The sequence below is a fragment of the Bradyrhizobium sp. Crot121 genome (assembly GCF_059512385.1).
Map to the genome: position 1 here is coordinate 19,084 of NZ_JCAMOR010000041.1, position 22,684 is coordinate 41,767.

General features: G+C 63.6%; 18 protein-coding genes and 2 pseudogenes. 11 read left to right on the forward strand and 9 right to left on the reverse strand.

Going from position 1 to position 22,684, the window contains the following annotated elements:
* Positions 1–3: 3 nt before the first annotated feature.
* The 4 genes and pseudogenes from AC5ZGW_RS28850 to AC5ZGW_RS28865 all read right to left on the reverse strand — a co-directional run bounded on the left by AC5ZGW_RS28850 (position 4) and on the right by AC5ZGW_RS28865 (position 3,972).
* Positions 4–750: a carbohydrate ABC transporter permease gene (locus AC5ZGW_RS28850; RefSeq protein ID WP_130225467.1), complete on the reverse strand. Its 747-nt coding sequence runs from the start codon at positions 748–750 to the stop codon at positions 4–6.
* Complete coding sequence (locus AC5ZGW_RS28855) at positions 747–1,685, reverse strand: carbohydrate ABC transporter permease (protein ID WP_130225468.1); 939 nt, start codon at positions 1,683–1,685, stop codon at positions 747–749. Before AC5ZGW_RS28855 ends, AC5ZGW_RS28850 begins: the two co-directional genes overlap by 4 nt.
* Positions 1,682–3,003, reverse strand: a pseudogene (locus AC5ZGW_RS28860) (ABC transporter substrate-binding protein). The gene AC5ZGW_RS28855 and the pseudogene AC5ZGW_RS28860 overlap by 4 nt, the downstream one beginning before the upstream one ends.
* Before the next feature lie 114 nt (positions 3,004–3,117).
* Positions 3,118–3,972: a VOC family protein gene (locus AC5ZGW_RS28865; RefSeq protein ID WP_130225469.1), complete on the reverse strand. Its 855-nt coding sequence runs from the start codon at positions 3,970–3,972 to the stop codon at positions 3,118–3,120.
* A 113-nt stretch (positions 3,973–4,085) separates the two neighbouring features.
* On the opposite strand from AC5ZGW_RS28865, the gene AC5ZGW_RS28870 reads away from it, so the two are divergent.
* Both AC5ZGW_RS28870 and AC5ZGW_RS28875 read left to right on the forward strand, forming a co-directional pair.
* Positions 4,086–5,387, forward strand: a complete 1,302-nt coding sequence (locus tag AC5ZGW_RS28870; protein ID WP_130225470.1) for an NAD(P)/FAD-dependent oxidoreductase — start codon at positions 4,086–4,088, stop codon at positions 5,385–5,387.
* A 291-nt stretch (positions 5,388–5,678) separates the two neighbouring features.
* Positions 5,679–6,266 (forward strand): phasin family protein, encoded by a 588-nt coding sequence (locus tag AC5ZGW_RS28875; RefSeq protein WP_496113995.1) that lies wholly within the window; start codon positions 5,679–5,681, stop codon positions 6,264–6,266.
* 82 nt (positions 6,267–6,348) lie between these two features.
* On the opposite strand, the gene AC5ZGW_RS28880 is transcribed toward AC5ZGW_RS28875, so the two are convergent.
* The 4 genes from AC5ZGW_RS28880 to AC5ZGW_RS28895 form a co-directional block, all read right to left on the reverse strand.
* Complete coding sequence (locus tag AC5ZGW_RS28880; protein ID WP_130225471.1) at positions 6,349–7,974, reverse strand: ABC transporter ATP-binding protein; 1,626 nt, start codon at positions 7,972–7,974, stop codon at positions 6,349–6,351.
* Complete coding sequence (locus AC5ZGW_RS28885) at positions 7,971–8,801, reverse strand: ABC transporter permease (RefSeq protein WP_130225472.1); 831 nt, start codon at positions 8,799–8,801, stop codon at positions 7,971–7,973. Before AC5ZGW_RS28885 ends, AC5ZGW_RS28880 begins: the two co-directional genes overlap by 4 nt.
* A 1-nt stretch (position 8,802) precedes the next feature.
* Positions 8,803–9,780, reverse strand: coding sequence for an ABC transporter permease (locus AC5ZGW_RS28890; RefSeq protein WP_130225473.1), 978 nt, complete (start codon positions 9,778–9,780; stop codon positions 8,803–8,805).
* 121 nt (positions 9,781–9,901) lie between these two features.
* Positions 9,902–11,518 (reverse strand): ABC transporter substrate-binding protein, encoded by a 1,617-nt coding sequence (locus AC5ZGW_RS28895; protein ID WP_130225474.1) that lies wholly within the window; start codon positions 11,516–11,518, stop codon positions 9,902–9,904.
* A gap of 437 nt (positions 11,519–11,955) precedes the next feature.
* Between AC5ZGW_RS28895 and AC5ZGW_RS28900 the strand changes: the two genes are divergently transcribed.
* Positions 11,956–12,255 (forward strand): HU family DNA-binding protein, encoded by a 300-nt coding sequence (locus tag AC5ZGW_RS28900; protein WP_028164358.1) that lies wholly within the window; start codon positions 11,956–11,958, stop codon positions 12,253–12,255.
* A gap of 391 nt (positions 12,256–12,646) precedes the next feature.
* Here the strand turns inward: AC5ZGW_RS28900 and AC5ZGW_RS28905 are convergent, their stop codons facing one another.
* Positions 12,647–13,624 (reverse strand): ABC transporter substrate-binding protein, encoded by a 978-nt coding sequence (locus AC5ZGW_RS28905; protein WP_130225475.1) that lies wholly within the window; start codon positions 13,622–13,624, stop codon positions 12,647–12,649.
* Positions 13,625–14,097: 473 nt separating this feature from the next.
* Here AC5ZGW_RS28905 and AC5ZGW_RS28910 point away from each other — a divergent pair.
* The 8 genes and pseudogenes from AC5ZGW_RS28910 (at position 14,098) to AC5ZGW_RS28945 (ending at position 22,611) form a co-directional block, all read left to right on the forward strand.
* Positions 14,098–15,198, forward strand: a pseudogene (locus AC5ZGW_RS28910) (ABC transporter substrate-binding protein).
* Positions 15,176–16,207 (forward strand): ABC transporter permease, encoded by a 1,032-nt coding sequence (locus AC5ZGW_RS28915; RefSeq protein WP_130225476.1) that lies wholly within the window; start codon positions 15,176–15,178, stop codon positions 16,205–16,207. The pseudogene AC5ZGW_RS28910 and the gene AC5ZGW_RS28915 overlap by 23 nt, the downstream one beginning before the upstream one ends.
* On the forward strand, positions 16,201–16,998 hold the full coding sequence (locus tag AC5ZGW_RS28920; protein ID WP_130225477.1) for an ABC transporter ATP-binding protein: 798 nt from the start codon (positions 16,201–16,203) through the stop codon (positions 16,996–16,998). Before AC5ZGW_RS28915 ends, AC5ZGW_RS28920 begins: the two co-directional genes overlap by 7 nt.
* A complete protein-coding gene (locus AC5ZGW_RS28925; RefSeq protein ID WP_130225478.1) occupies positions 16,992–18,164 on the forward strand; it encodes an acyl-CoA dehydrogenase family protein in 1,173 nt (390 codons plus the stop codon). The genes AC5ZGW_RS28920 and AC5ZGW_RS28925 overlap by 7 nt, the downstream gene beginning before the upstream one ends.
* A 29-nt stretch (positions 18,165–18,193) precedes the next feature.
* Positions 18,194–19,294, forward strand: coding sequence for an LLM class flavin-dependent oxidoreductase (locus AC5ZGW_RS28930; RefSeq protein ID WP_496113996.1), 1,101 nt, complete (start codon positions 18,194–18,196; stop codon positions 19,292–19,294).
* Complete coding sequence (locus AC5ZGW_RS28935) at positions 19,291–20,232, forward strand: ABC transporter substrate-binding protein (RefSeq protein WP_130225479.1); 942 nt, start codon at positions 19,291–19,293, stop codon at positions 20,230–20,232. Before AC5ZGW_RS28930 ends, AC5ZGW_RS28935 begins: the two co-directional genes overlap by 4 nt.
* Positions 20,233–20,423: 191 nt before the next feature.
* Complete coding sequence (locus tag AC5ZGW_RS28940) at positions 20,424–21,269, forward strand: CmcJ/NvfI family oxidoreductase (RefSeq protein ID WP_130225480.1); 846 nt, start codon at positions 20,424–20,426, stop codon at positions 21,267–21,269.
* A gap of 85 nt (positions 21,270–21,354) precedes the next feature.
* Positions 21,355–22,611, forward strand: a complete 1,257-nt coding sequence (locus AC5ZGW_RS28945; RefSeq protein ID WP_130225481.1) for an MFS transporter — start codon at positions 21,355–21,357, stop codon at positions 22,609–22,611.
* Positions 22,612–22,684: the final 73 nt, after the last annotated feature.

Genomic DNA, 22,684 nt, shown 5'->3' on the forward strand with positions numbered 1-22,684 from the left:
AGGCTACCCGCCCTTGACCGCACCTGCGGTGAGCCCGGCGACGATCTGGCGCTGGGCGAACACCGTGAGCAGCAGCACCGGGAAGGTCACGAGCAGCGCCGCGGCGGCGAGCGGCCCCCAGCTCAACTGGTCGAACGAGATCATGTTGTAGACGGCAACCGGTAACGTGCGCGTCTCGCGTCCCGCCAGCACGATGCCGAACACGAAATTGTTCCAGGAGAAGATCACCGCAAGGATGAAGGCAACGGCAAGTCCGGGGCGCGCGATCGGCAGCGCGACGTGACGGAACACCTGCCAGCGCGTGGCGCCATCGATCCGTGCGGCTTCCTCGAGTTCCAGCGGCGTTGTCTCGAAATAGCCGATCATGATCCAGATCACGATCGGCACGGTGACCACGAGATGGATGATGATCTGCGGCACCAGCGTGCCGAGCAGTCCCAGCCATTGGAACAGCAGAAACAGCGGGATCAGGTACGACAGCCCCGGCGTGATGCGCGCGATCAGGATCACGATCGCGGATTTATGCGCCGCCATCCGCGCGATGCCGTAGCCGGCGGGCACGCCGACCAGCATCGCCAGCAGCGTCGCGCCGCCGGTCACGATCAGGCTGTTGAAGAAATAGGTCAGGAAGCGGTTGGAGGCGAGCACGTCGGTATAGTTCTTCCAGGCGAACTGCTCGGGGATGGGCGACACGATGACGAACACCGAGAACCAGAGGCCGATCCGGCCCAGCAGTTGGCGCGGGCTCATGCGCCGCCTCCGATCTCGGTCCACAGCATCCGCTTGCGCAAGTAGAGCAGCACCGCCGCGAGCAGTACGATCAAGAGGAAGAACACGAGCGCGATCGCCGATCCGTAGCCCAAATCGTAATACACGAAGGCGACGCTGTAGAGATAGAGATTGATGGTCTCCGAGGCAGAGCCGGGGCCGCCTTGCGTGATCGCGAAGATGATGTCGAAACTCTTCACCGCGTCGATCATGCGGATCATCCCAGCGATGAACAGGAACGGCATGATCAGCGGCAGCGTGATGTAGCGGAACATCTGCCAGAAGCCGGCGCCATCGATCTCCGCGCTCTCATAGGGCTCGGTCGGGATCGCGGCGAGGCCGCCGAGCACGATCAGCATCACCAGCGGCGTCCATTGCCAGGTCTCGACCAGCACCAGCGACGGAATCACCGTTGCGGGATTGAATACCCACAGCTGGGGCGGCAGGCCGACCAGCGACAACAGATAGTTCAGCACGCCGAGTTGCGGATGGAACATCATTGTCCAGACCAGCGCGATCGCCACGGGCGTGGCCATCATCGGCATGATGAAGACGCCGCGCAGGAAGCCGCGCCCGGCAAAGCGCTGGTGGAACACGACGGCTGCAAGCGTGCCGAAGATCAGCGGCAATATCACCGACAGCGCGGTGTAGAAGATGGTGTGTCCGACTGCCTCGACGAAGCGCGGATCGTTCGGCAGGCGCAGGTAGTTGGCGAACCCGACGAAAGTGGTCGGCGAGCCGACCTTCCATTCGTTGAAGCTCATCCAGATCGTGAACAGCCAGGGAAACACGATCACGGCCAGCACGACGATGAGCGCCGGCAGCACGAAAGGCCAGTAGGTGGGGCGATGCCATTGCTGCTCCGGCGCGGCGGAGGTGTCCGCCGCGGCCGGAGTCGTCTCGGTTATCGTGCTCACGCTTTTTCGCTGCGTTCCAGGATGGGCCGGAATTGCTCGTGCGCCTTTTTCAACTCCGTTGCAGGATCGGCGCCCGAGAGCGTCGCGGTGAGCGCCGCGCCGACGATGTCGCGGAATTCAGCGACGGGGATGATGACGGGCAGTCCGAGCTTGCTGATCTTGGCGGAGTCGACGACCGACTTCAGCCATTCCTGGGTCTTCACGCCTTTGGCGACATCAGGATCGTTCACAATCGAATTGCGGAACGGCACGCCGCCGCCGGCCTGCAACAGTCGCGCGGCTTGCGTCCTGGAGATGACCCATTGGCACAAGAGGTAGGCGGCTTCCTTGTTCTTGCTCGCCGCGGCGATGCCGATGCCGTCGCCATAGGTCGAGGAAAACGCGCCCTTAGGCCCGGCGGGCACGAGGGTGTAGCCGACCTTGCCGACGACGCGCGAGGCGGTCGGGTCTTCCAGCGGCGGCGCCCAGCCGTCGGCATCGATCCACATCGCGGATCGGCCTTGCGTGAACGAGGCCATCGACTCCATCCAGTTGAAGCCGGCGACGCCGGGGGCGCCGATTTGGTCAATAGCCGCTGGTAAAGCTTGGTCGCTTCGATCGCCTCGGGGCCGTCGGTCAGGATGTTGCCCTTGCTGTCGAGGAATTCGCCGCCATAGTTGAGGTAGAAGTTGGTCCACATCGCCATGTTGGCGTTGCGCAGGCCACGTCCGACAAAGCCAAAAGTGCCTTCCTTGGGGTCGGTGAGCTTCTCGGCGGCCACCACCATCTCGTCCAGCGTCTTCGGCACTTCGACGCCTTTCTTCTGGAACAACTCCTTGTTGTAATAGAGGATGAAATAGTCGACCGACCATGGCAGCGACAGCATCTGGCCCTTGTCGTTCTTGGCGTATTGCTGTCCGGCGGCGGAGAAGTCGCTTTCGACGAGGTCGGGCGGCGTGAAATTCGGGTCCTTCAAGTAGCCGGAGAGATCGGCGAGCCAGCCGGCCTTCTCGAACTGCCGCTTCTGCACATGATAGCTCAGATGCACAACGTCGAAGCTCGGCTTGCCCGAGGCGAGCTCGATGACGCATTTCTGGCGCTGCTGCTGCTCGGGGATCTGCTCGGACTCGACCTGGATGCCGGTGAGCGCGGTGAATTCCTTGATGTATTTTTGCAGATTGTCGCCGCGCGGCCCCTTGGCGAGGATCACCTCGAGCTTGGTGCCGTTATATTTCTTCCAGTCGATGTCGGCGCGCGCCGGAAATCCGGTGAGGCTGAGCGCGCCGGCCGCAGCCGTGCCGGCCAAAAGCTGCCGGCGCGAGATCTGGTGATCCGTCATATTTCTCTCCCTGCTCGTTTTTTGTTTGGGAGAGATACTAGCGTCTGCGCGGGCTCTGCCTAGCCCTAATGTGCACGACAATACACTACAATTGTCGCGCGAGTGGTTGGTCGATTATGCCTTGACGAAAGCAAGCAACGTGCCGTTGCCCGCCGCCGGCGGTGCACAGATCGCGCCCGCACTGTGTACGCCGATCGGGCCCAGTGCCTTCTCCGCTGCACTAACATCGGCCGCGATCACCAGGCCGGCGCCGCCGCGTTCGGGCAGCGTGGCCAGCGAGACGCCGGGATAGCGCTTGCCGAGTTGGTCCTTTGTCGCGAACACGAAGTCCGCGCGGTCCGAGCCCGAGGGGACAGTGACGGCGCCATCGGCCTCGTTCCTTGTTGCGACATCGATCATCTCGGACAGATGCGCAGCCTCCTTGGCCGGCTCTGATGTCACGATCAGCACTTGCCTCAGGCGTTTCGCACCGTTGGCATGCGTCATCAATTCGGGGATCCACACCGTCTCGCGGGTCTTGTGCTGACAGGCGAAGATGCGCACGCCGCCCGGCGCCTCCGCGGTCGGCCATTGGAAGGTGCGGAATTTGGCCGCCGACAGCGTGCCATCAGGCATCGTCACCGGCCGCTCGAAATCGGTCGGGCCGATCGGCGCGTAGCCGCGCGCGCGAATCTCCTCGGCGCCCGCAGCCGAATCGACCGCGGTGAATGCAATGCGCTCGATGCCTTCGCCGCGCTGCTCCAGGAATGCCCGCGCCGGCGCATTGTGCTCGGTCGGGGTGAGCACGCCGAGCAGCTCGATATAGTCGGGGTCGAGCATGATGGTGTAGTTGCCGGATCCCATATGCGCGCTATGGGTGCCGCGCGGCGAAACGGTGAAGCCGAGATGCTTCCAGTTGTCGGCAGCCCGGTCGAGATCCTTCACCATGATCACGGCGTGATCGATTCCGATGACGTTCTTGAGTGACACTCTGTTGTTTCCCCGGCATGGATAGATGGCGTACTACACTAAACAGATCGATCCGGCGCCCGCAAGCCGACGTTCCCATTGGCTGCCGAGCAACGATCGTGAAGAGATTGATGATGGAAAGAACAGATGTCCGCTGGCCCGATTCCCTATGGGCGGCAGTGACGCCCGCGGGGCCTGATCTGCCCGAATTGACCGGCGCCCGGCAGGCCGACGTGGTCGTGATCGGTGGCGGTTTCACGGGGCTGTCGACCGCGCTGCATTTGCGCGAGGCCGGCGTGGACGTGGCTGTCATCGAGGCGATGGAGCCGGGCTGGGGCGCCTCGGGGCGCAACAACGGCCAGGTGATCCCGACCTTGTCGCGGCCCGATCCGGAGGACATCGTCGCCAAGCATCGCGTAGCCGGCGAGCGCTTTGTCGGCTTGCTGCGCGACAGCGCCTCGACGCTGTTCGACGTCGCCAGGCGATACGATATCCAGGCCGAGCAGGAGCAGGCCGGCTGGGTGCAGCCGGTGCATTCGCCCGGCCGCATCAAGATCGCCGAGCGGCGGGTGCGGCAATGGTCGAAATTCGGCGCGCCGGTCGAATTGCTGTCACGCGATCAGGTCCGCGACATGCTGGGCTCGGATGCGTGGTATGGCGGCTTTTGGAACAGAAGCGGCGGCCACATCAATCCGCTGGCATTGGCGCGAGGGCTCACACGCGTTGTGGTCGATCTCGGCGGCCGCGTCTATGCCCGCTCGCCGGTGGAGAGTTTCGAGCGGCGGAATGACCGCTGGGTTGTGAAAACGGCCAAGGGCGAGATCTCGGGCCGAGCCCTGGTGGTCGCCACTAACGCCTATAGCGGAGAGATCGTGAAATCGCTGGTGGCGGAGATCGCGACCGAGGTGATGCCGGTGCTGTCCTGGCAGATGGCGACGCAGCCATTGTCGGACAATGTCCGCAAGTCCATCATCCCGGGACGGCAGGCGATGTCCGATACTCATGGCGAGCTCTATTTCGCGCGCTACGACGCGCGCAACAGACTCGTCACCGGCGGCGCCGTGATCGGCCCGGGCGACAAGGCCGCGCGGCTGAAGGCGAGGGTGGCCGAACGGCTGCAACGCTTGTGGCCGCAGATCGGCGAAATCTCCTTCGATCACGTCTGGAACGGCTATGTTGGCATGACCACCGATTTCCTGCCGCGCTTTCATCAGCTCGGCCCCGACGCCTATGGCTGGACCGGCTGCAACGGCCGCGCGGTGGCGCTGACGATTGCGATTGGCGCCGAGTTTGCAAAGGCGGTGCAAGGCGTAGCGGTGAAGGACTTGGCGCTGCCGTTCACCGACGCGCGGCCGATTGCTGCGCATGGACTGCTGCGAAAGCTCGCGCCCTTAATGCTATTGGTCTACCGCCGCCGCGACGCGCGGGAGATCTAGAGCAGGGGAACGCTGTGCCGAGCGCGATATCCGTCAGGAGAGCATTCCTGACCTAACTCGGATATCATGTACGCCCCGGCTTGATGAGCAGCTGGCCGCCCGAGTTCCAGGCCGCAGAAATCGAGTTTGGAGCCGGCGCCTATAGAGCATCCCAAAAGCTCAAGAAATGCCGGAACGGTTGTAAACTCACCGCGTTTGGTTGCGAAGGATTCGCCCCGCTGTTCAGCGATCCAGTCGCACGGGAATCCCGACTGCAATATCCAACTACAATCAATAACGAGGAGGCAACAGATGGCAAATCCACGTTCAGAGGATAAGTCTACTCAAGCCGCCGAGGATGCAGTTCGGCGCGTCAGCGAGAGAACTGCTGAACAGACCAGACGGATTGGAGAAACCGCGGCTGAGGCCAGTCAAGAGATGGCTCGGGCTAGCACCGATCTGCTGCGCCAAAATGCCGAGGCGGTACAGAGCGCCCTGCGGTTCGGCCTGGATATGACGACGGCGGTCATGGGCCGCTCCACCGATCAATTTGGTGGTGCACTTGGACTATCGGAGGAAGCACAACGTGCAACCGAAAGGTCGGCTCACAGCGCCGCCAGCGTCCTTCAGTCCACCACCGCGATTGCCAAAGGGATGAGCGGGATGTCGCAAGAGTATCTGGCGTTCGTCCGGCACCAAATGGAGTGCAGTATGAACCGCATGAACGAATTGTGGCGCTGCCGTACTCCTCAGGATGTTCTCGCCGTCCAAAGTGACTTCATGCGAGAAACCGTGGAGAACGCTGTGGGGTGCGGCCGACGAATGGCCGACATGTCGCTCAAGGCGGCTGACGATAGCGCGAAGCGCATGGCTCAGACTATCGAACGGCGCGCCGCCTAGTCGGGCTTTCCGCCGCCTTGGCAGTCACGGACAACAGCGGATTCCTTCAGCCGCTCTGTTCGGATTGCGGCCAAATCGAACGCTACACGCTCACCGTCTCGTGCTCGCGCGCGAACTCGCCGCCGGGAATCGAATCCAGCAGCGCCTTCGTGTAGGGGTGCGTCGGGTTGCCGAACACGTCGGCGGCCAATCCCTGCTCGACGACCGTGCCATCCTTCATAACGGCGACGAGGTCGCAGATCTGCGCGGCGACGCGCAGGTCGTGCGTGATGAAGATGATGGAGAGGCCGAGCCGCTGGCGCAGATCGGCCAGCAGTTTCAGCACCTGCGCCTGCACGGAAACGTCGAGTGCCGAGACCGGCTCGTCCGCAACCAGCACGTCTGGCTTCAGCGCCAGTGCCCGGGCGAGCCCGATGCGCTGACGCTGGCCGCCGGAGAATTCATGCGGGTAACGGTTGCCGGCGGACGGATCAAGGCCGACCAGCTCGAACAGTTTTCGGGCTTCGGCAACAGCCGTGGCGCGCGGCGTGCCATGGACGATGGGCCCTTGCGCGACCAGCTCGGCGGCCTTGCGGCGCGGGTTGAGCGAGGCAAAGGGATCCTGGAACACCATCTGGATATGCCGGGTTTCGCGGCGGACTTGTTCGCGCGACAGTTTTGCCCAGTCCTTGCCATTGAGCACGATCGATCCGGAGTCGGGATCGATCAGGCGCACGATGCAGCGCGCTAGGGTCGACTTGCCCGAGCCGGATTCACCGACGATGCCAAGCGTTGCGCCCTTGGGCAGATCGAGAGAGGTATCCTTGACCGCGGCCGTGACGCGCGCGCCACGTCCGAGGAAGCCGCCGGTGCGATAGGTCTTTGAGACGTTGGAAATGGTCAGGATGTTCTCGCTCGACAGCGGCCGTGGCGGCGGTGCCTTCAGCGGTGGTACGGCGGCAATGAGCTGCCTGGTGTAGGGATGCGCCGGATGGCTCAGCACCTGGTGAGCCGTGCCCTGTTCGACGATCCTGCCGTGCTGCATCACCACGACGCGATCTGCGATCTCGGCGACCACGCCGAAATCGTGCGTGATGAACAGCACCGCTGTCTTCTTGCGCTGCTGCAGGTCGCGGATCAGCTTCAATATCTGCGCCTGCGTGGTGACGTCGAGTGCGGTGGTCGGCTCGTCTGCGATCAGGAGCTTTGGGTCGAGCGCCAGGGCCATCGCGATCATGGCGCGCTGGCGCTGGCCGCCGGAAAGCTCATGCGGATAGGCCTTTGCGGCCAGCTTGGGATCGGGAATGCGGACGTCGGCGAGCAGCGCCAGCACGCGCGCGTTGATTTCGGCTTTCGACAAATCCGTGTGGATCGAGAACATCTCGCCGATCTGGTCGCCGATGGTGCGCAGCGGATTGAGCGCGGTCATCGGCTCCTGGAAGATCATGGCGATGCCGGCGCCGCGCACCTCGCGCATCTCGGCCGTATCAGCGGCGCAGAGATCGCGGCCCTCGAACAGCATCCGGCCGCTCTCGATTTTGATCTCGCTCGGCAACAGCCGCATGATGGCGTTCGCCATCATTGACTTGCCGGAGCCGGATTCGCCGACCACGCAGAGGATCTCGTTCGAGGCGATCGACAGCGAAACGTCCGACAGCGCATGGGGCCGATCGGCGCCCTCCGGCAGGCGCACGCTTAAGTTTTCGAGTGAAAGGATGGCCCCGCTCATCGGCTCTTCAGCCTCGGATTGAGCGCATCATTCAGTCCCTGGCCGACCAGTGATACCGCGAGCACGGTGACGAGAATGGCGATCCCGGGGATCGCCGAGACGTACCACTGCACCCGCAGCACGTCGCGGCCGAGCCCGATCAGATTGCCCCAGGAGGCGACATTGGGATCGGATAGCCTGAGGAAGGCGAGCGCGCTCTCAAGCAGGATCGCGACCGCCATCACCACGCTGGCATAGACGATGACCGGCGGCAGCGCATTGGGCAGGATCTCGCCGAGGATGATCTTGATGTCCCGCATCCCCAGCGTCTTGCCGGCCTGGACGAACTCGCGGTTGCGCAACGAGAGGAACTCGGCACGGGTCAATCGCGCCGGCGCCGGCCAGGATACGACGCCGACCGCGATGGTGACGGTGGTGAGCGTCGAGCCGAACACCGCGACCAGCACCAGCAGCAGCACGAAATTCGGCAGCGTCTGGAATGCTTCCGTGATCCGCATCAGGACATTGTCGACCCAGCCGCCGTAATAGCCGGCGAAGGCGCCGACCAGGATTCCGATCAGGATCGCGATCGCGGTCGCGACGCCGCCGATCAGGAGCGAAATCCGCGCGCCGTAGAAGATCTGCGCGGCGATGTCGCGTCCGGAATTGTCGGTGCCGAGCAGGAAGCGCGGATTGGAGAACGGCCAGATCAGCGGGCGCCCTGCGAGCGACAGGGGATCGCGCGGATAGAGGAAGTCGGCGCTGATCGCCATCCCGATCACGACGAGCAGCAGGATCAGGCCGATCACCGCGGCGGGGCTGCGGAAATAGCGTTTCAGCGCGTCCATGTCAGCTATCCGCCGAGATGCGCGGATCAAGCCGCGCATAGAGGAGGTCGGTCACGAAGTTGACCACGATCACGAGCAGGGCCGAGACGAAGACGATGCCGAGCAGGGTGTTGAGGTCGCGCTGCACCACGGATTCGTACGCCAGCCTCCCAAGCCCGGGCAACGAGAACACGCTTTCGACCACCACCGAGCCGCCCAGCATGGTTCCGGCCTGCAGCCCGATCAGCGTCACCATCGGCAGCAGCGCGTTGCGCAGCACATGCCGCGTCACGACATGGGTCTCGTCCAGACCCTTGGCGCGGGCGGTGCGGACGAAATCGAGGTTGAGCACCTCCAGCATCGAGGCGCGCATGATGCGGAGGTAAATGGCAAGGAAGATCAGCCCGAGCGTCAAGGTCGGCAGCACGAGATGGCTTGCAATATCGAGCACCCGCCAGAGGCCGGTCTGCACGGTGCCGATATCCTCGAAACCGCCCGACGGCAGCCATTGCAGGTAGACCGAGAACACCACGATCGCCATCAGGCCGAACCAGAACGAGGGCGTTGCATAGAAGATCAATCCGAGCGTCGAGATCAGCGTATCCGACCAGCGGTTGACGCCGCGCGCGGCGATCACGCCGAACACGAGGCCGAAGAAGAACGCGAACGACAGCGACGCCGTCATCAGGAGGATGGTCGGCGGCAGCCGCTCCAGGATCACGGAGGCGACCGGCTTGCCATAGATCGAGGAGAAACCGAGATCGAGCCGGACCAGGCGCCAGAGGTAGTTCGCGAGCTGCATCGGGATCGACAGGTCGAGCCCGTAGAACTGGCGCAATTCGCGCGCGGTCGCGGCGTCGCCGCCGCCCATTTGCGCCATCAGCGCGTCGACGGAGTCGCCCGGTGCCATCTGCAGCAGCAGGAAGACGCCAATCAGGATCAGGAACAGGGTCGGGATCGAGGCGGCGAGCCGCCGCCCCGCAAGGCTCAAGATGCGCATGGTCTCATCTTGACGTATTGAGGGCTAGAGCGCGATGACTTTCGTCATCCCGCTCTAAGTCTGTTTTTTGTTTGGGCATGATCTCTTCGGAAAACCGGTTCCCACTTTTCCGGATCATGCTCTATGCGGAAAGCCAAAGATCGTGCCAGCTCGACGACCCCCAGCGGGGCGTGTTGGAGTGGTTGCGGGCTTTTGCGGTGATGACTGTGACGAAGATCTGCTCGATCGGCATCCAGACCGGCAGTTCCGTATTCACTTCCTTGACAAACTCGGCATAGAGCGCCTTGCGCTTGACCGGATCGACCTCGGTGGCCGCATCGTCGATGGTCTTGTCGACCGTCTTGTTTTCCCAGTCCCATTGATTGGTCCAGGGCGCGCCCTTGGGCTGGCCGGATCGATACCAGACCGTGGTAGATACCGCGGGATCGTTGCGGTACTGGTGCCAGCCGGTGGCGAGGTCGAAGGCATGGTCGTCGTAGACCTGCTTCAGGAACCCGCCGCCGTCATTGCGCACGATCTCCACGGGGATGCCGATCTCCTGCAGCGATTGCTGGATGAAGGTCGACCACAGCGAGATGTCCTCACCCCACGGTGCGGGCAACAGCCGGAGCGAGAAGCGCGTGCCGCCGGCGCCCGGCTTGTAGCCGGCTTCATTGAGCAGCGCGATCGCCTTGGCCTTGTCGTAAGGATATTGCGGCGTGTCCGCACCCGGATAGAAGTCGGTCGAGGTCGAGGGGATCGGGCCGGTGCCGAGCTTGGCGAAATCGCCGAGGAAGTTGTCGATGAAGAACGGCACGTTGATCGCATGCGCGATGGCGCGGCGGACCCGGATGTCGGAAAGTTCCTTGCGGCGGAAGTTGAACTCGATCGTGTTGGTGCGCGCGTTGCCCTCGTTGCCCTTGGTGGAGACGATGAAGCGCTTGTCCTTGCCGAGCCGCGCCATGTCCGAGATCGTAAGTCCCGAGAACGGGCTGTAGTGCAACTCGCCGGCTTCCATCTGCGCCGCGGCGGCAGCGCGATCGGTGATCACCTTCCAGACGATGCGGTCGAGATAGGGCGCGTTCGGCCGCCAGTAGTCGGGATTGCGGTCGGCGATGATGTATTGCCCGCGCTCATATCTGACGAACTTGAACGGGCCGGTGCCAACAGGCGCCAGGTTGGTCGGGTTCTGGCGGATGTCGCCATTCTCGTAAAGGTGCTTGGCCGAGACGTAGCCGAGGTCGGGCAGGGCGCGCAGCAGCAGGTTGAGCGGCATCGGCCGCTCGTAGCGGAAGATCGCGGTCTGCGGATCGGGCGTGTCGACGGCGGTCAGGAATAGTTGCAGCGTCGAGCCATAGTTCAGGATCTTCTTCCACATGTTCATCGCGGTGAATGCGACGTCATCGGAGGTGAACGGCTTGCCGTCGTGCCAGGTGATGCCCTTGCGCAATTTGAAGGTGACGGTCTTGCCGTCGGGGGTGGCTTCCCAGCTCTCGGCGAGCACGCCGACCGGCTTGCCGTCGGCGTCGAGGTCGACCAGGTTCTCCTGGATCTTGCCGCCGATGATGTAGACGCCGGTCGAGGCCTGCAGGCTCGGATTGAGCTGGCGCTGCTCGGCGCCGTAGTGGACGTTGAACACGCCGCCCTTGCGCGGGGTCTCCTGCGCAAATGCCCGCATCGGGTTGATGACGTTGGCGGCGATGGCGGCCGACGTCAGAAGCGCGGTGCGGCGGTTGATCTCGAGGCGGGTAAAATCCATACAAGGTCTCCAGAAAGTAGCGTCGGGCAGCGCGCGGCGTGGGGCCGCAGGCCGTCTTTAGCCGATGTTGTGTGGGAAGGGGAACCCCAGGTCATTTTCTCAATTGCCGCGCAATCTGAACGATCATTGTCCTGGCCCCACACCAGACCGGCGTTATCGGCTGCGGCTCAGTGAGGCGAGCTTCGGCAGGGACCGCGAATCACTGAGTGCGAATCTGCAGCGGAAAAATAGGGGTCGGCAGGGTGCCGGATGGCCCGTTCGCGGGCGTATAGAGATGCTGTCGGAGGCAATGGAGGGCCTCGACCAGCGAAAAAACCCGGGAAAAATGCAGGATTCCGGTGTATCAGCGGCGATATAGCTGTGAAGAATGCTGAAAACCCTGTTTTTTTAGCCGGTTTCCGCCATAACGTGCCGTTTCCAGAATCAATGGAGCAACCATGGCTACCCAACTGTCGAAGTCGCAACTGATCGAGAAGATCGCGACCACCACCGAACTCTCCAAGCGCGACGTCAAGAACGTGATGGATACCCTCACGGACGTCGGTCATAAGGAGCTGAAGAAGAACGGCGTGTTCCTCGTCCCCGGCTTCGCGAAGTTCGTGGTGATCAAGAAGCCCGCGACCAAGGCGCGCAAGGGCATCAACCCCTTCACCGGCGAAGAGACGGTGTTCAAGGCCAAGCCGGCCCGCAAGGTCGTCCGGGCTCGCCCGGTCAAGGCCGCCAAGGACGCGGTCTAAGGCAAGAGGCCTCCGGAAGCGGGGGCCTTTTTGCTATAAGCGCGCCCGGCGTTCGCGTGAGGCCTGACCCTCTATTCCTCCGCAACGCGGGGCGCGGCAATCGGCGCTCGTGGGAACAAGCCATCAAAGCGAAAGCCCCACGAGCAAGGCCATGCAGGCCAGGTGGCCGGCGACGATGAGCGCAAGATGAAGAGGACCGGGCATCCGACGTCTCCTCGCTTTACGACGCCTCTCCCGCTTGCGGGAGAGGTCGGCGCTTAGCGCCGGGTGAGGGCTCTCTCCTCACGGATGGTCCCATCGTGGAGACACCCTCAGCCCAATGTTCTCCCGCAAGCGGGAGAGGGGGCGCAGCGTCCATCGCGGCGGCACCAACCGCCCTTTCAAGAGACAATCAATTCAGACTGGCGCCCGCGGTGAAGCTGCGATCGACGGCTTTGCCGACGTCGAGCGTCTTCGACAGGATGCCGTAGCGTGTGGCGCGGTCGGAGGCTTCCTGCACTTCCTTGACCACGTTCTCGTCGATCGCGATCGGGCTGGTCTTCTGCGCGGTATAGGCGCTCAGCAGCACGTCCTCCGGAAGTTTGGTCAGCTCGGCCGTGTTCTTCGCATAGTCGGCGAGATGATCGAGCGACCACAGCCGTGCCTTGTTCAGCCGCTGCAGCAGGTCCTGGACCGCGACGCGCTTGGTGGCGATAGCGTTATCGGAGGCGACAATGAAGGTGATCGTCGGCGTCAGGCCTTGGCCGTCGGCAACCACGCGTGCTTTGTCCTTCAGCGTCGCAAACGAAATATAGGGCTCCCACACCGCCCAGGCGTCGATCGATCCCGCAAGCAGTGCGATCTTGGCATCGACCGGGCCGAGCGGCGCGAACGTCGCGTCCTCGAGCTTGTAGCCGGATTTCTCCAGCGTCGCGTCGATCAGGAATTGCCCCCAGCCGCCTCGCGTGCCGGCGAGACGCTTGCCCCTGAGATCAGCCGCGGTCTTGATCGGCGAATCCTCGCGCACCAGGATGGCTTGCGTCCTGGCGTCGGACCGCGTGCCGCCGATCGCCTTGATCGGCGCACCCGATGCATAGACCGACAGGAAGGAGAGGTCACCGGTATAGCCGACGTCGAGCGCGCCCGCGTTCAAGGCTTCGAGTATCGGCGCGGCCGCAGGAAATTCCGACCACTCGATCTTGTAGGGCAGATTCTTTCCGAAACCTGAGATGTCGAGCAGCGAACGGTTGCCGCCCTTCTGGTCGCCGACCCGCAACACGATTGCGTCGTCGGCCAGCGCTGCGAGAACTGAGGAAAGGGTGATTGCGGTAGCGACGAAAGCAGTCGCCAGCTTGCGCGTAACGGAGTGAAAGCGAGTGAGCCTGCGCATGTCCATCTCTTTTGTGATTTCATTCGCCCATTGCGCAGAGAGCACATGAGCGTTCCATCGAGTCTATGAGCGAACCCCGCGCAGTCAACGAAACGGAAATCTGTATTGGCGCGGCTGGCGACAAAGAACGTCTCGTTGGGTTCCTCGGCAGAGAAGGCGCCACGCGCACCGTTACAAAGAGGTCTAATTCCCGCGCGATTTGCGTCAGTACGTGCGCTGCCGACGATCGCGCCACGACGAAATCGTTTCATCGTCTGCTGCTTGGATCGTGGAGATAATCCCTTTCGCGCGCGCCACATTCGAAATTCCATTTCATTGACGATGACACGATCGCACCGCATCATTTGGCGGTTGCATTGGGTGCCAATAGCGCCGGAGAAATCCGCCTTCTTACAACAATAGCTCTGGATGAGATGTGCGCGGGCTGGGCCGTTCGCGCGGACGGCGGAGCCATGACGGACATAGGGGTGAGCATGTCGATTGGAGAAAAGAAGAATAGATTGGCGATGGATCGGCGGACGCTGCTCCGGGCCGGCGCGGCTGCGGCTTTTGCTGCGCCGATCTGAGCGTTTGGCGCACAGGCGTTTTCCGCGCGCGGCGTGGTGCCGACGATCAACTTCTCCGAATTCCCGATCTGCAAGACGGCATCCGACGCGCCGCCGCTGACCGGTGCGCCGCGCAAATTGAAGCTGTCATGGAACGCAGGCGCGGTGTGTCTTGCGCCGCTGCCGGTCGCGATCGACTACGGCTTCTTCCAGAAGCAGAACCTCGACATCGAACTCGTCAACTACAGCGGCTCGACCGACCAATTGCTGGAGGCGATTGCCACCGGCAAGAGCGATGCCGGGCTCGGCATGGCGCTGCGCTGGCTCAAGCCGCTGGAGCAAGGCTTTGACGTCAAGATCGCCGCCGGCACCCATGGCGGCTGCATGCGCGTGCTGACGCGCGTAGGCTCCGGCGTCGACAAGCTCGCCGACCTCAAGGGCAAGATCGTCGCTGTCGGCGATCTCGCCGGTCCCGACAAGAACTTCTTTTCGATCCAGCTTGCCAAGCAGGGTATCGATCCGAACAAGGACGTCGACTGGCGCGCTTATCCCGGCAACCTTCTCAACGTCGCGGTCGAGAAGGGCGAGGTGCAGGCGTTCCTCGCCTCCGATCCGCTCGCTTATCTCTGGCTCAAGGACAGCCAGTACAAGGAAGTCGCGTCTAATCTTGACGGTGAATATCGCGACAAGACCTGCTGCATCGTCGGCCTCCGCGGCTCTCTCTTGCGTAATGAGCCGCATGTCGCGCGCGCGATCACCCAGGCGCTGCTCGATGCCGCCATGTTCACCTCGCAGAATCCGGACAAGGCCGCGAAGTCGTTCCAGCCCTATGCGCCGAAGACTGCGACGCTCGCCGATCTCGAAGCGATGGCGCGCTATCACACCCATCACCATCACCCTGTTGGCGAAGTCCTGAAGCGCGAGCTGAAAGGGTACGCCGACGATCTGAAGACCGTCTCGGTGTTCAAGCAAAGCACTGACACGGCGAAATTCGCGGAACGGATTTATGTCGACGTATTCAGTGTCTGACGCATCGGCCGCCGCCGGACAGGCCGCGGCCGGCGTCAGCCCGGGCTGGCTCGAGAAGCTGCGCAGTGGCGGCTATGGCGCCGGCCTAGCCGCCGGCGCCGCGTGGCTGGCGTTCGGCGCGTCCTGCCTCTACTGGGAAGATCTTGGCGACTGGTCGCGAACGAATGGGGTCGCGATCGGCGCGTTCTTGATCGCAGCGCTTGCACTGCTTGGGACACTCGGCGCCGATTTTCTCGGTGGCGCCGGCGTGGCGCTGCGCCGGCGCGCGCCGTGGCTGGTGGCGCTCGGGTCGTTTCTAACGCTCTGGGAGATTGCCACCGCAAAATTCGGCTGGCTGCCGCTGCCGTTCTTCCCGCCGCCGCAGGCGATCGTGGAAGTCTATACCGATGATCTGCCAAAGCTGTTCAACAGCGTCATCGCATCCGTGAAGCTGCAGCTCGGTGGCTATATCATCGGCGCGGCCATCGGGTTTTTGACCGGCGTATCGATCGGCTGGTCACAGAAGGTGGGCTACTGGGTGCATCCGGTGCTGCGCTTCATCGGACCGTTGCCGGCGACCGCCTGGCTGCCGTTCGCCTTCTTCACCTTTCCCTCGAGCTGGAGCGCGAGCACCTTCCTGATCGCGCTTGCCACCGGCTTCCCGGTGACTGTCCTGACCTGGTCCGGCGTTGCGAGCGTGCCGAACGCCTACTACGACGTCGCACGGACGCTTGGCGCCAAGCCGTCCTTCCTGGTGCTGAAGGTGGCCATCCCCGCGGCGCTGCCGCATGTCTTCGTCGGCCTGTTCATGGGGCTCGGCTCCTCGTTCGCCGTCTTGGTCGTGGCCGAGATGATCGGCGTCAAGGCCGGGCTTGGTTGGTACCTGCAGTGGGCGCAGGGCTGGGCGGCCTACGCCAACATGTATGCCGCGCTGATCGTGATGTCGCTGCTCTGCTCCGGCGCGATCACGCTGCTGTTCAAGACGCGCGACCGTCTGCTGGTCTGGCAGAAAGGTGTCGTCAAATGGTAGCCGCCGCTTTGGCCGAAGCGATCACTTATCCTGCCGTCGGTGCCGAGCTCGATATCGCGCATGTCAGCCACGCTTTCGATATCGATGGCGCCGTGCTGCCCGTGCTCGAGGACGTCAGCTTGGCGATCAAGCCCGGCGAGTTCGTCGCGCTGCTCGGCCCGTCCGGCTGCGGCAAGTCCACGCTGCTGCGGCTGGTGGCCGGACTTGAGAAGCCGCGCAGCGGCGTGTTGCGTGAGGACGATATCCGCATCAACGGACCGCACCCGTCGCGCGTCGTCGTGTTCCAGGACCCGACGCTGTTTCCCTGGCGCTCGGTCTGGGACAATGTCGCGCTCGGGCTGGAGGCGCAGGGCATCCTGAAAAGCCAGCGGCAGCGTGTCGACGCAGCGATCGATCTCGTCGGCCTCTCCGCTTTCAGGAAAGCCTATCCGCACCAGCTTTCCGGCGGCATGGCGCAGCGCGTCGCGCTGGCGCGTGCGCTGGTCAACGATCCGAAGGTGCTGATCCTCGACGAGCCGCTTGGCAAGCTGGATTCGTTGACGCGGATCACCATGCAGGCGGAGATCGTCTCGCTCTGGCAGCGCAAGGGCTTCACCACGCTGCTCGTCACGCACGATGCGGAGGAAGCGCTGTTCCTCGCCAACCGCGTCATCGTGCTTAGCGACCGCCCGGCGCGCGTCAAGGCCGACGTCAAAGTCGATCGGCCGTATCCGCGCCATCGCGGCGACCCCTATCTCGCCGATCTGCGCCGGCAGATTCTCGGCCTGCTCGGACTGGACGCAACATGGTGACGTCTGCGGCGAAAGAGCTGACTCCGTCGGGAGCGCCGGACCATGTCGCGCGCGCCTCACAGCTCGCCGAGGTCATTGCCGGGCGGGCAGCTGCGCACGACCGCGACGCCAGCTTTCCGTTCGAGAATTTCGACGACCTCGCGAAAGCCGGTCTGCTCGCGCTGACCGTCCCGGCTGCGCTCGGCGGGGTAGGGGCGGGCGCCCGCGACACGGCGCGCATCCTTGGCATTATCGGCAAGGCCGATCCGTCGACCGCGCTGGTGCTGTCGATGCACTACATCAACCATATGGTGATGGCGCGCAGCCCGCGCTGGCCCGCGCGCCTGTCGCGCAAGCTCGCCAAGGAGACCGTCGAAGGCGTGGCGCTGATCAATGCGCTGCGTGTCGAGCCCGAACTGGGATCGCCGGCGCGCGGCGGCCTGCCGGCGACGATCGCGCGCCGTACCGAGACCGGCTGGCGGCTGAGCGGCCGCAAGATCTATTCGACCGGCGCGCCGATCCTGAAATGGTATCTGGTGTGGGCCAAGACCGACGAGCCGGAAACCCGCGTCGGCCAATTCCTGGTGCCCGCGGGATTGCCCGGAACGAGGATCAAGGAGACCTGGAACCATCTCGGCCTGCGCGCCAGCGGCAGTCACGACGTGATCTTCGAGGACGTCGTGTTCCCGCTCGATTACGAGGTCGACGTGCGGAAGCCGGAAGAGTGGACCGCGCCTGATGTCACCCAGGCGACCATCCACGCCATCTTCGTGGCCGCGATCTATGACGGTATCGCCCGCGCCGCGCGCGACTGGCTGATCAAGTTCCTGCGCGAACGTGTTCCGGCCAATCTCGGCGGACCGCTCGCGACATTGCCACGAGCTCAGGAAATCCTCGGCGGCATCGAGGCGCGGCTTGCGGTCAATGCACGCCTGATCGACAGTTTTGCCGCCGAGTTCGATGCCGGCTTGCCGCTCAGCGCGACCGAGTCCAATATCGTCAAGCTGACGGTGACCAACAATGCCGTCGCCGTGGTGGAGGACGCGCTGTCACTGACCAGCAATCACGGCCTGTCGCGACACAATCCGCTGGAGCGGCATTTTCGCGATGTGCTGTGCGGCCGCGTCCACACCCCGCAGGATGACTCCACCCGCATCGCCGCCGGACGCCTGGCGCTGGGCATCTGAACAACAGCCAACAAGATCGGAGCTTCCCCATGTCAGTCGAGTTCATCGGCTTCATCACCAACAACAATGCGTCCGAGACCATCGTGCGCTCCGGTCCCGTGCTCGATCCGCCCTATCTCGAGACGGTCGCCAAGGCGCATGAGCTTGCCGGTTTCGACCGCGCGCTGCTCGCGTTTCATTCGACGACGCCGGATGCGCTGCAGGTCGCCCAGCACGTGCTCGGCATCACCAGGACGTTGAAAGTGATGATCGCCCAGCGGCCGGGCTTCACCGCGCCGACGCTCTTGGCGCGTCAGCTCGCCACGCTCGACCAGTTCTACCCTGACCGCGTCTCGCTGCACGTCATCACTGGCGGCAATGCCACCGAGCTGCGCCAGGACGGCAATACGCTCGACGACAAGGACGAGCGCTATGCGCGCACCAGCGAATTCCTCGACATCGTCCGCCTGGAATGGACCAGCGAGAAGCCGTTCGACTATCGCGGCAAGTACTACCAGGTCGAGCGGGGCTTTTCGCAAGTTAAGCCGCATCAGAAGGGCGGCATCTACACCTTCGTCGGCGGCGGCTCGGATGCCGCGGTGGAGGTCGCGAGCAAGCACGCCGACACCTTCGCGCTGTGGGGAGAATCTTATGCGCAGGTGCGCGACGTCACCGCGCGCGTACGCGCTGCTGCCGCCAAGCACGGCCGGCCGGCGCCGCGCTTCAGCCTCTCGGTGCGGCCGATCCTCGCCGACGCCGAGGAGAAGGCGTGGGCCAAGGCGCAGTCGATCCTCGAGCGCGCCACCGAATTACAGGACCAGACCGGCTACCGCAAGCCTGCGGACGGTCATGCCACCGCGGGCGCGAAGCGGCTGCTTGCGCTTGCCGATCAAGGCGCGCGTATCGACAAGCGGCTTTGGACCGAGATTGCCAAGCTGACCGGCGCCAACAGCAACACCACGGCGCTGGTCGGCACGCCCGAGCAGGTGGCGGAGGTGTTCGCCGATTATTACGACCTCGGCGTCAGTCACTTCCTGATCCGCGGCTTCGATCCGCTGATCGATGCGATCGACTATGGCCGTGAATTGATCCCGCTGACGCGCAAGCTGATCGCCCAGCGCAATGCGACGCGTGGGATTGCCGCCGAATGATCCGGTTCGCTCTCGCTGTTTTGCTCGCGCTCAGCGGCACGAGCATCGCGTCCGCGCAAACCACGTTGCGCGTCGGCGACCAGAAGGGCAATTCGCAGGCGGTGATGGAAGCCGCCGGCGTGCTCAAGGACGTGCCCTACAAGATCGAGTGGAAGGAGTTCGCGGCGGCCGCACCGCTGTTGGAAGCGCTCAGCGCCGGCGCGATCGACACCGGCCTCGTCGGCGATGCGCCCTTCACCTTTGCCGCCGCGGCGGGCGTGCCGGTGAAAGCGATCGCGGCGGTGCGGCAATCGCGCGAAGGGCTCGCGATCCTGGTGCCCGAGACATCCGCGATCAAGAGTTTCGACGACCTGCGCGGCAAGAAGATCGCGACCGGCCGCGGCTCGATCGGTCACCAGTTGATCCTGGCCGCGCTCGAATCCAGGGGCTGGCAGGCGAGCGATGTGCAGATCGTCTTCCTCGCACCGTCGGACGCCAAGGTCGCCTATACGCAAGGGTCGGTCGAGGCCTGGTCGACCTGGGAGCCCTATGTCAGCCAGGAAGAGGTGCTGTTCAAGTCGCGCCGCGTAATCACCGCCGAAGGCATTACGCCCGGCCTCGGCTTTCAGGTCGCAACGCCGAGCGCGATCAAGGACAAGCACGAGCAGTTGCAGGATTTCGTGCGTCGCCTCGCCGCGGCGCGGGCATGGTCGCAGAACAATGTCGCCGGCTATGCCGAGACCTGGGGCAAGCTGATGAACATCCCGACCTCGGTGCCACTGAACTGGCTGGCGCGGGCCAAGATCCAGATCACGCCGATCGATGACACCGTCGTGAGCGATGAGCAGAAGACCATCGATCTCTATCACCGCTGGGGTCTGATCAAGCAGCAGCTCAATGCCGCCGAGATCGTCGACCGCTCGTTCGCGACGGCGATCGGCAAGGGCACGGGTCTGTAAGGCCGGCATCACGCTCCCGAATGCGTGATCGGCGGAAATAATCCGCTTGGCGAGTCGAGAGTGCCGAAAGGATTTTCCACGTTTCATCCTCGCAAGAATGTCAACGTTGCTATTTCTCCGGCTCTCTTGCCGTGACACACAGCCCGGCCAAAATGAAACAAATCGAACAATAGGGAGTCCGGGAGACCACCATGGGCCTGCATGAAACAAAGATCGAGTCGCTTCCCTTCGTCACTGCCGAGCTCAATTATCTCGCCCCGACAGCGGGCAAGCCACGCACCTACGCCTTTGATCCGCCACCGGGCGAACCCAAATCGACAGCGCTCCCCGAACCCCACAACGTTCCGATCTTCGACGGCCGTCTGATCGCGGGCCAGTTTTCGCTCGACCGTGAAGGCTTCGCCCTCGTCAAGCATCCGACCGTGGTGAAGAATTACTACGACGATAACGAAATCAGGCGCGTCTACTATCCCGCCGTCGAAGCCTTCCTGAAGGCGACGTTGAAGGCGGATCGCGTTGTCATCTTCGATCACACCGTGCGCAAGCGCGTCGAGGGTGCGCCTGATGTGCGTGACGGCACGCCGCGCCAGCCGGCGACTCGGGTCCATGTCGACCAGACTGATCTGTCCGGACGCAACCGCGTCTTCGAACATCTGCCTGAGGAGGCCAACGAACTTCTTAAAGGTCGCGCCCAGGTGATCAACCTGTGGAGGCCGATCCGCGGGCCGCTGCGCGATGCGCCGCTTGCGATGTGCGACGGCCAGTCGGTGGAGCAGGGCGATCTCATCGCCTCCGACTTGATCTATCCGAACCGTCAGGGCGAGACCTATTCCGTGAAATACAATGCGAACCACCGCTGGTTCTATTTCCCGGAAATGACGCCCGACGAAGCGCTGCTGCTCAAGTGCTACGATTCGGCAACCGACGGCCGCACGCGCTTCGCGCCGCATACGGCCTTCATCGATCCGACGACGCCGGCTGATGCAGAGCCTCGCGAGAGCATCGAGGTGCGGACGCTGGTGTTCCATAAGCACTAAACTGCCCAATACCTAGGCAGAGATTGGCGTTCTCTGCCTATTGGTGATACGCCGTCCCGAAATTCCTCGGAAGACGAGACGATTCGTGGGCGGCGTTACCAAAGAAGATGCGGGGTCCAGTACCCGCACGCTGATTTATGCTCTGTTGGCCCTGGCTTGCGGCCATATGCTATCGACCCTGCTGCGGACGATCCCGGCCATCAGCCTCGACCTGATGGCCGCCGATTTCGCGACGCCGCCGCAGACGCTCGCGAGCCTGACCTCGATCTACCATTTCGCCTTTGCCGCATCGCAGGTTCCCGTCGGCGCCGCGATGGACCGCTTCGGCGTTCGCCCGGTCTCCCTGGGCCTGCTCATCGGAACCATCTTCGGGGCAGTGGCATCGGCGTTTGCGACCGGACCGGGGAGCTTCCTCGTTGGCCAGCTCATGCTGGGGATCGCGACATCAGGCATGCTGATGTGCCCGATGACGCTGGCTGCGAAACAGCTTTCCCCGCTCAAGTTTGGCCTGTGGTCGGGCGCGATCCTGTCGATCGGCAACATCGGCATGCTGCTGTCGTCGAGCCCACTGGCCTTCGTGGTCGAGCGTTTTGGCTGGCGCGCGGGGTTCTGGATATCGGCGGTCGGTGGTGTCGCGGTGCTGCTTGCGGTGTTCGCGCTGGTGCCGAGACAGCCGGCTGAACACAAGGACGATTCCTCGCCGCTTTCGCAGATGATGGAAGTCTTGCGCCTCGGCCTGTCCCATCAGCTCCGGGGCCTGGTCGCCTTGTCGCTGGTCTCGCTGGCCGCGTCGCTCGTGCTCAGGGGATTGTGGGGCGGCCCGTGGCTGATGGAGGTCAAGGGGCTCACCCGCATCGAAGTCGGCAACCAACTCGGCATGTTCACGCTGGCGCTGATCGCTGGGCCGGTCTGCATCGGCATGATCGATCGCAGGCTCGGCCACCGGCGTACCGTCGTTGCGGCATCCCATCTCGTATCGGCGCTGCTGCTTCTCCTGATGGCCCTGGGAGCTCCGGGCTACCCGATATCTAGTCTGTTTGGCGTCGCCGTCATGCCGCCGCAATATGATCTCGTCCTGTTCGTCCTGATCGGTCTTGCCGTCTCGGCGCAGCCGCTGCTCTACGGCATGACCAGACAGCTCGTCGACGCCCAGAGCGCAGGCAAGGCGCTTTCGGCGATCAATCTCTCCTTCTTCCTCGGCGCGGCACTGATGCAGTCCATAACCGGCGCGGTGGCGGCGCTCTATGGATTGCCGGCGGTGATGATCTTCATGGCTGCAGCCCTGCTGGCCGGCACGGTGGTGTTTTTGATCTATACGTCCCGGGCGGCGGCGATAAAATAGATGATGTTCTCCGCTTTGTTGGCGCTGATGGGAGTTCCTTTCGGCGCTGACCGTCGATGATCGCTAGATCGCT

Excerpts from the sequence above, each read along its gene's own strand:
- AC5ZGW_RS28925 (WP_130225478.1), top strand. The coding sequence starts at position 16,992 with ATGGTGACGTCTGCGGCGAAAGAGCTGACTCCGTCGGGAGCGCCGGAC.
- AC5ZGW_RS28880 (WP_130225471.1), bottom strand. The coding sequence starts at position 7,974 with ATGAGCGGGGCCATCCTTTCACTCGAAAACTTAAGCGTGCGCCTGCCG.
- AC5ZGW_RS28940 (WP_130225480.1), top strand. The coding sequence starts at position 20,424 with ATGGGCCTGCATGAAACAAAGATCGAGTCGCTTCCCTTCGTCACTGCC.
- AC5ZGW_RS28850 (WP_130225467.1), bottom strand. The coding sequence starts at position 750 with ATGAGCCCGCGCCAACTGCTGGGCCGGATCGGCCTCTGGTTCTCGGTG.
- AC5ZGW_RS28900 (WP_028164358.1), top strand. The coding sequence starts at position 11,956 with ATGGCTACCCAACTGTCGAAGTCGCAACTGATCGAGAAGATCGCGACC.
- AC5ZGW_RS28885 (WP_130225472.1), bottom strand. The coding sequence starts at position 8,801 with ATGGACGCGCTGAAACGCTATTTCCGCAGCCCCGCCGCGGTGATCGGC.
- AC5ZGW_RS28930 (WP_496113996.1), top strand. The coding sequence starts at position 18,194 with ATGTCAGTCGAGTTCATCGGCTTCATCACCAACAACAATGCGTCCGAG.
- AC5ZGW_RS28920 (WP_130225477.1), top strand. The coding sequence starts at position 16,201 with ATGGTAGCCGCCGCTTTGGCCGAAGCGATCACTTATCCTGCCGTCGGT.
- AC5ZGW_RS28895 (WP_130225474.1), bottom strand. The coding sequence starts at position 11,518 with ATGGATTTTACCCGCCTCGAGATCAACCGCCGCACCGCGCTTCTGACG.
- AC5ZGW_RS28915 (WP_130225476.1), top strand. The coding sequence starts at position 15,176 with ATGTCGACGTATTCAGTGTCTGACGCATCGGCCGCCGCCGGACAGGCC.
- AC5ZGW_RS28890 (WP_130225473.1), bottom strand. The coding sequence starts at position 9,780 with ATGCGCATCTTGAGCCTTGCGGGGCGGCGGCTCGCCGCCTCGATCCCG.
- AC5ZGW_RS28905 (WP_130225475.1), bottom strand. The coding sequence starts at position 13,624 with ATGCGCAGGCTCACTCGCTTTCACTCCGTTACGCGCAAGCTGGCGACT.
- AC5ZGW_RS28870 (WP_130225470.1), top strand. The coding sequence starts at position 4,086 with ATGGAAAGAACAGATGTCCGCTGGCCCGATTCCCTATGGGCGGCAGTG.
- AC5ZGW_RS28875 (WP_496113995.1), top strand. The coding sequence starts at position 5,679 with ATGGCAAATCCACGTTCAGAGGATAAGTCTACTCAAGCCGCCGAGGAT.
- AC5ZGW_RS28935 (WP_130225479.1), top strand. The coding sequence starts at position 19,291 with ATGATCCGGTTCGCTCTCGCTGTTTTGCTCGCGCTCAGCGGCACGAGC.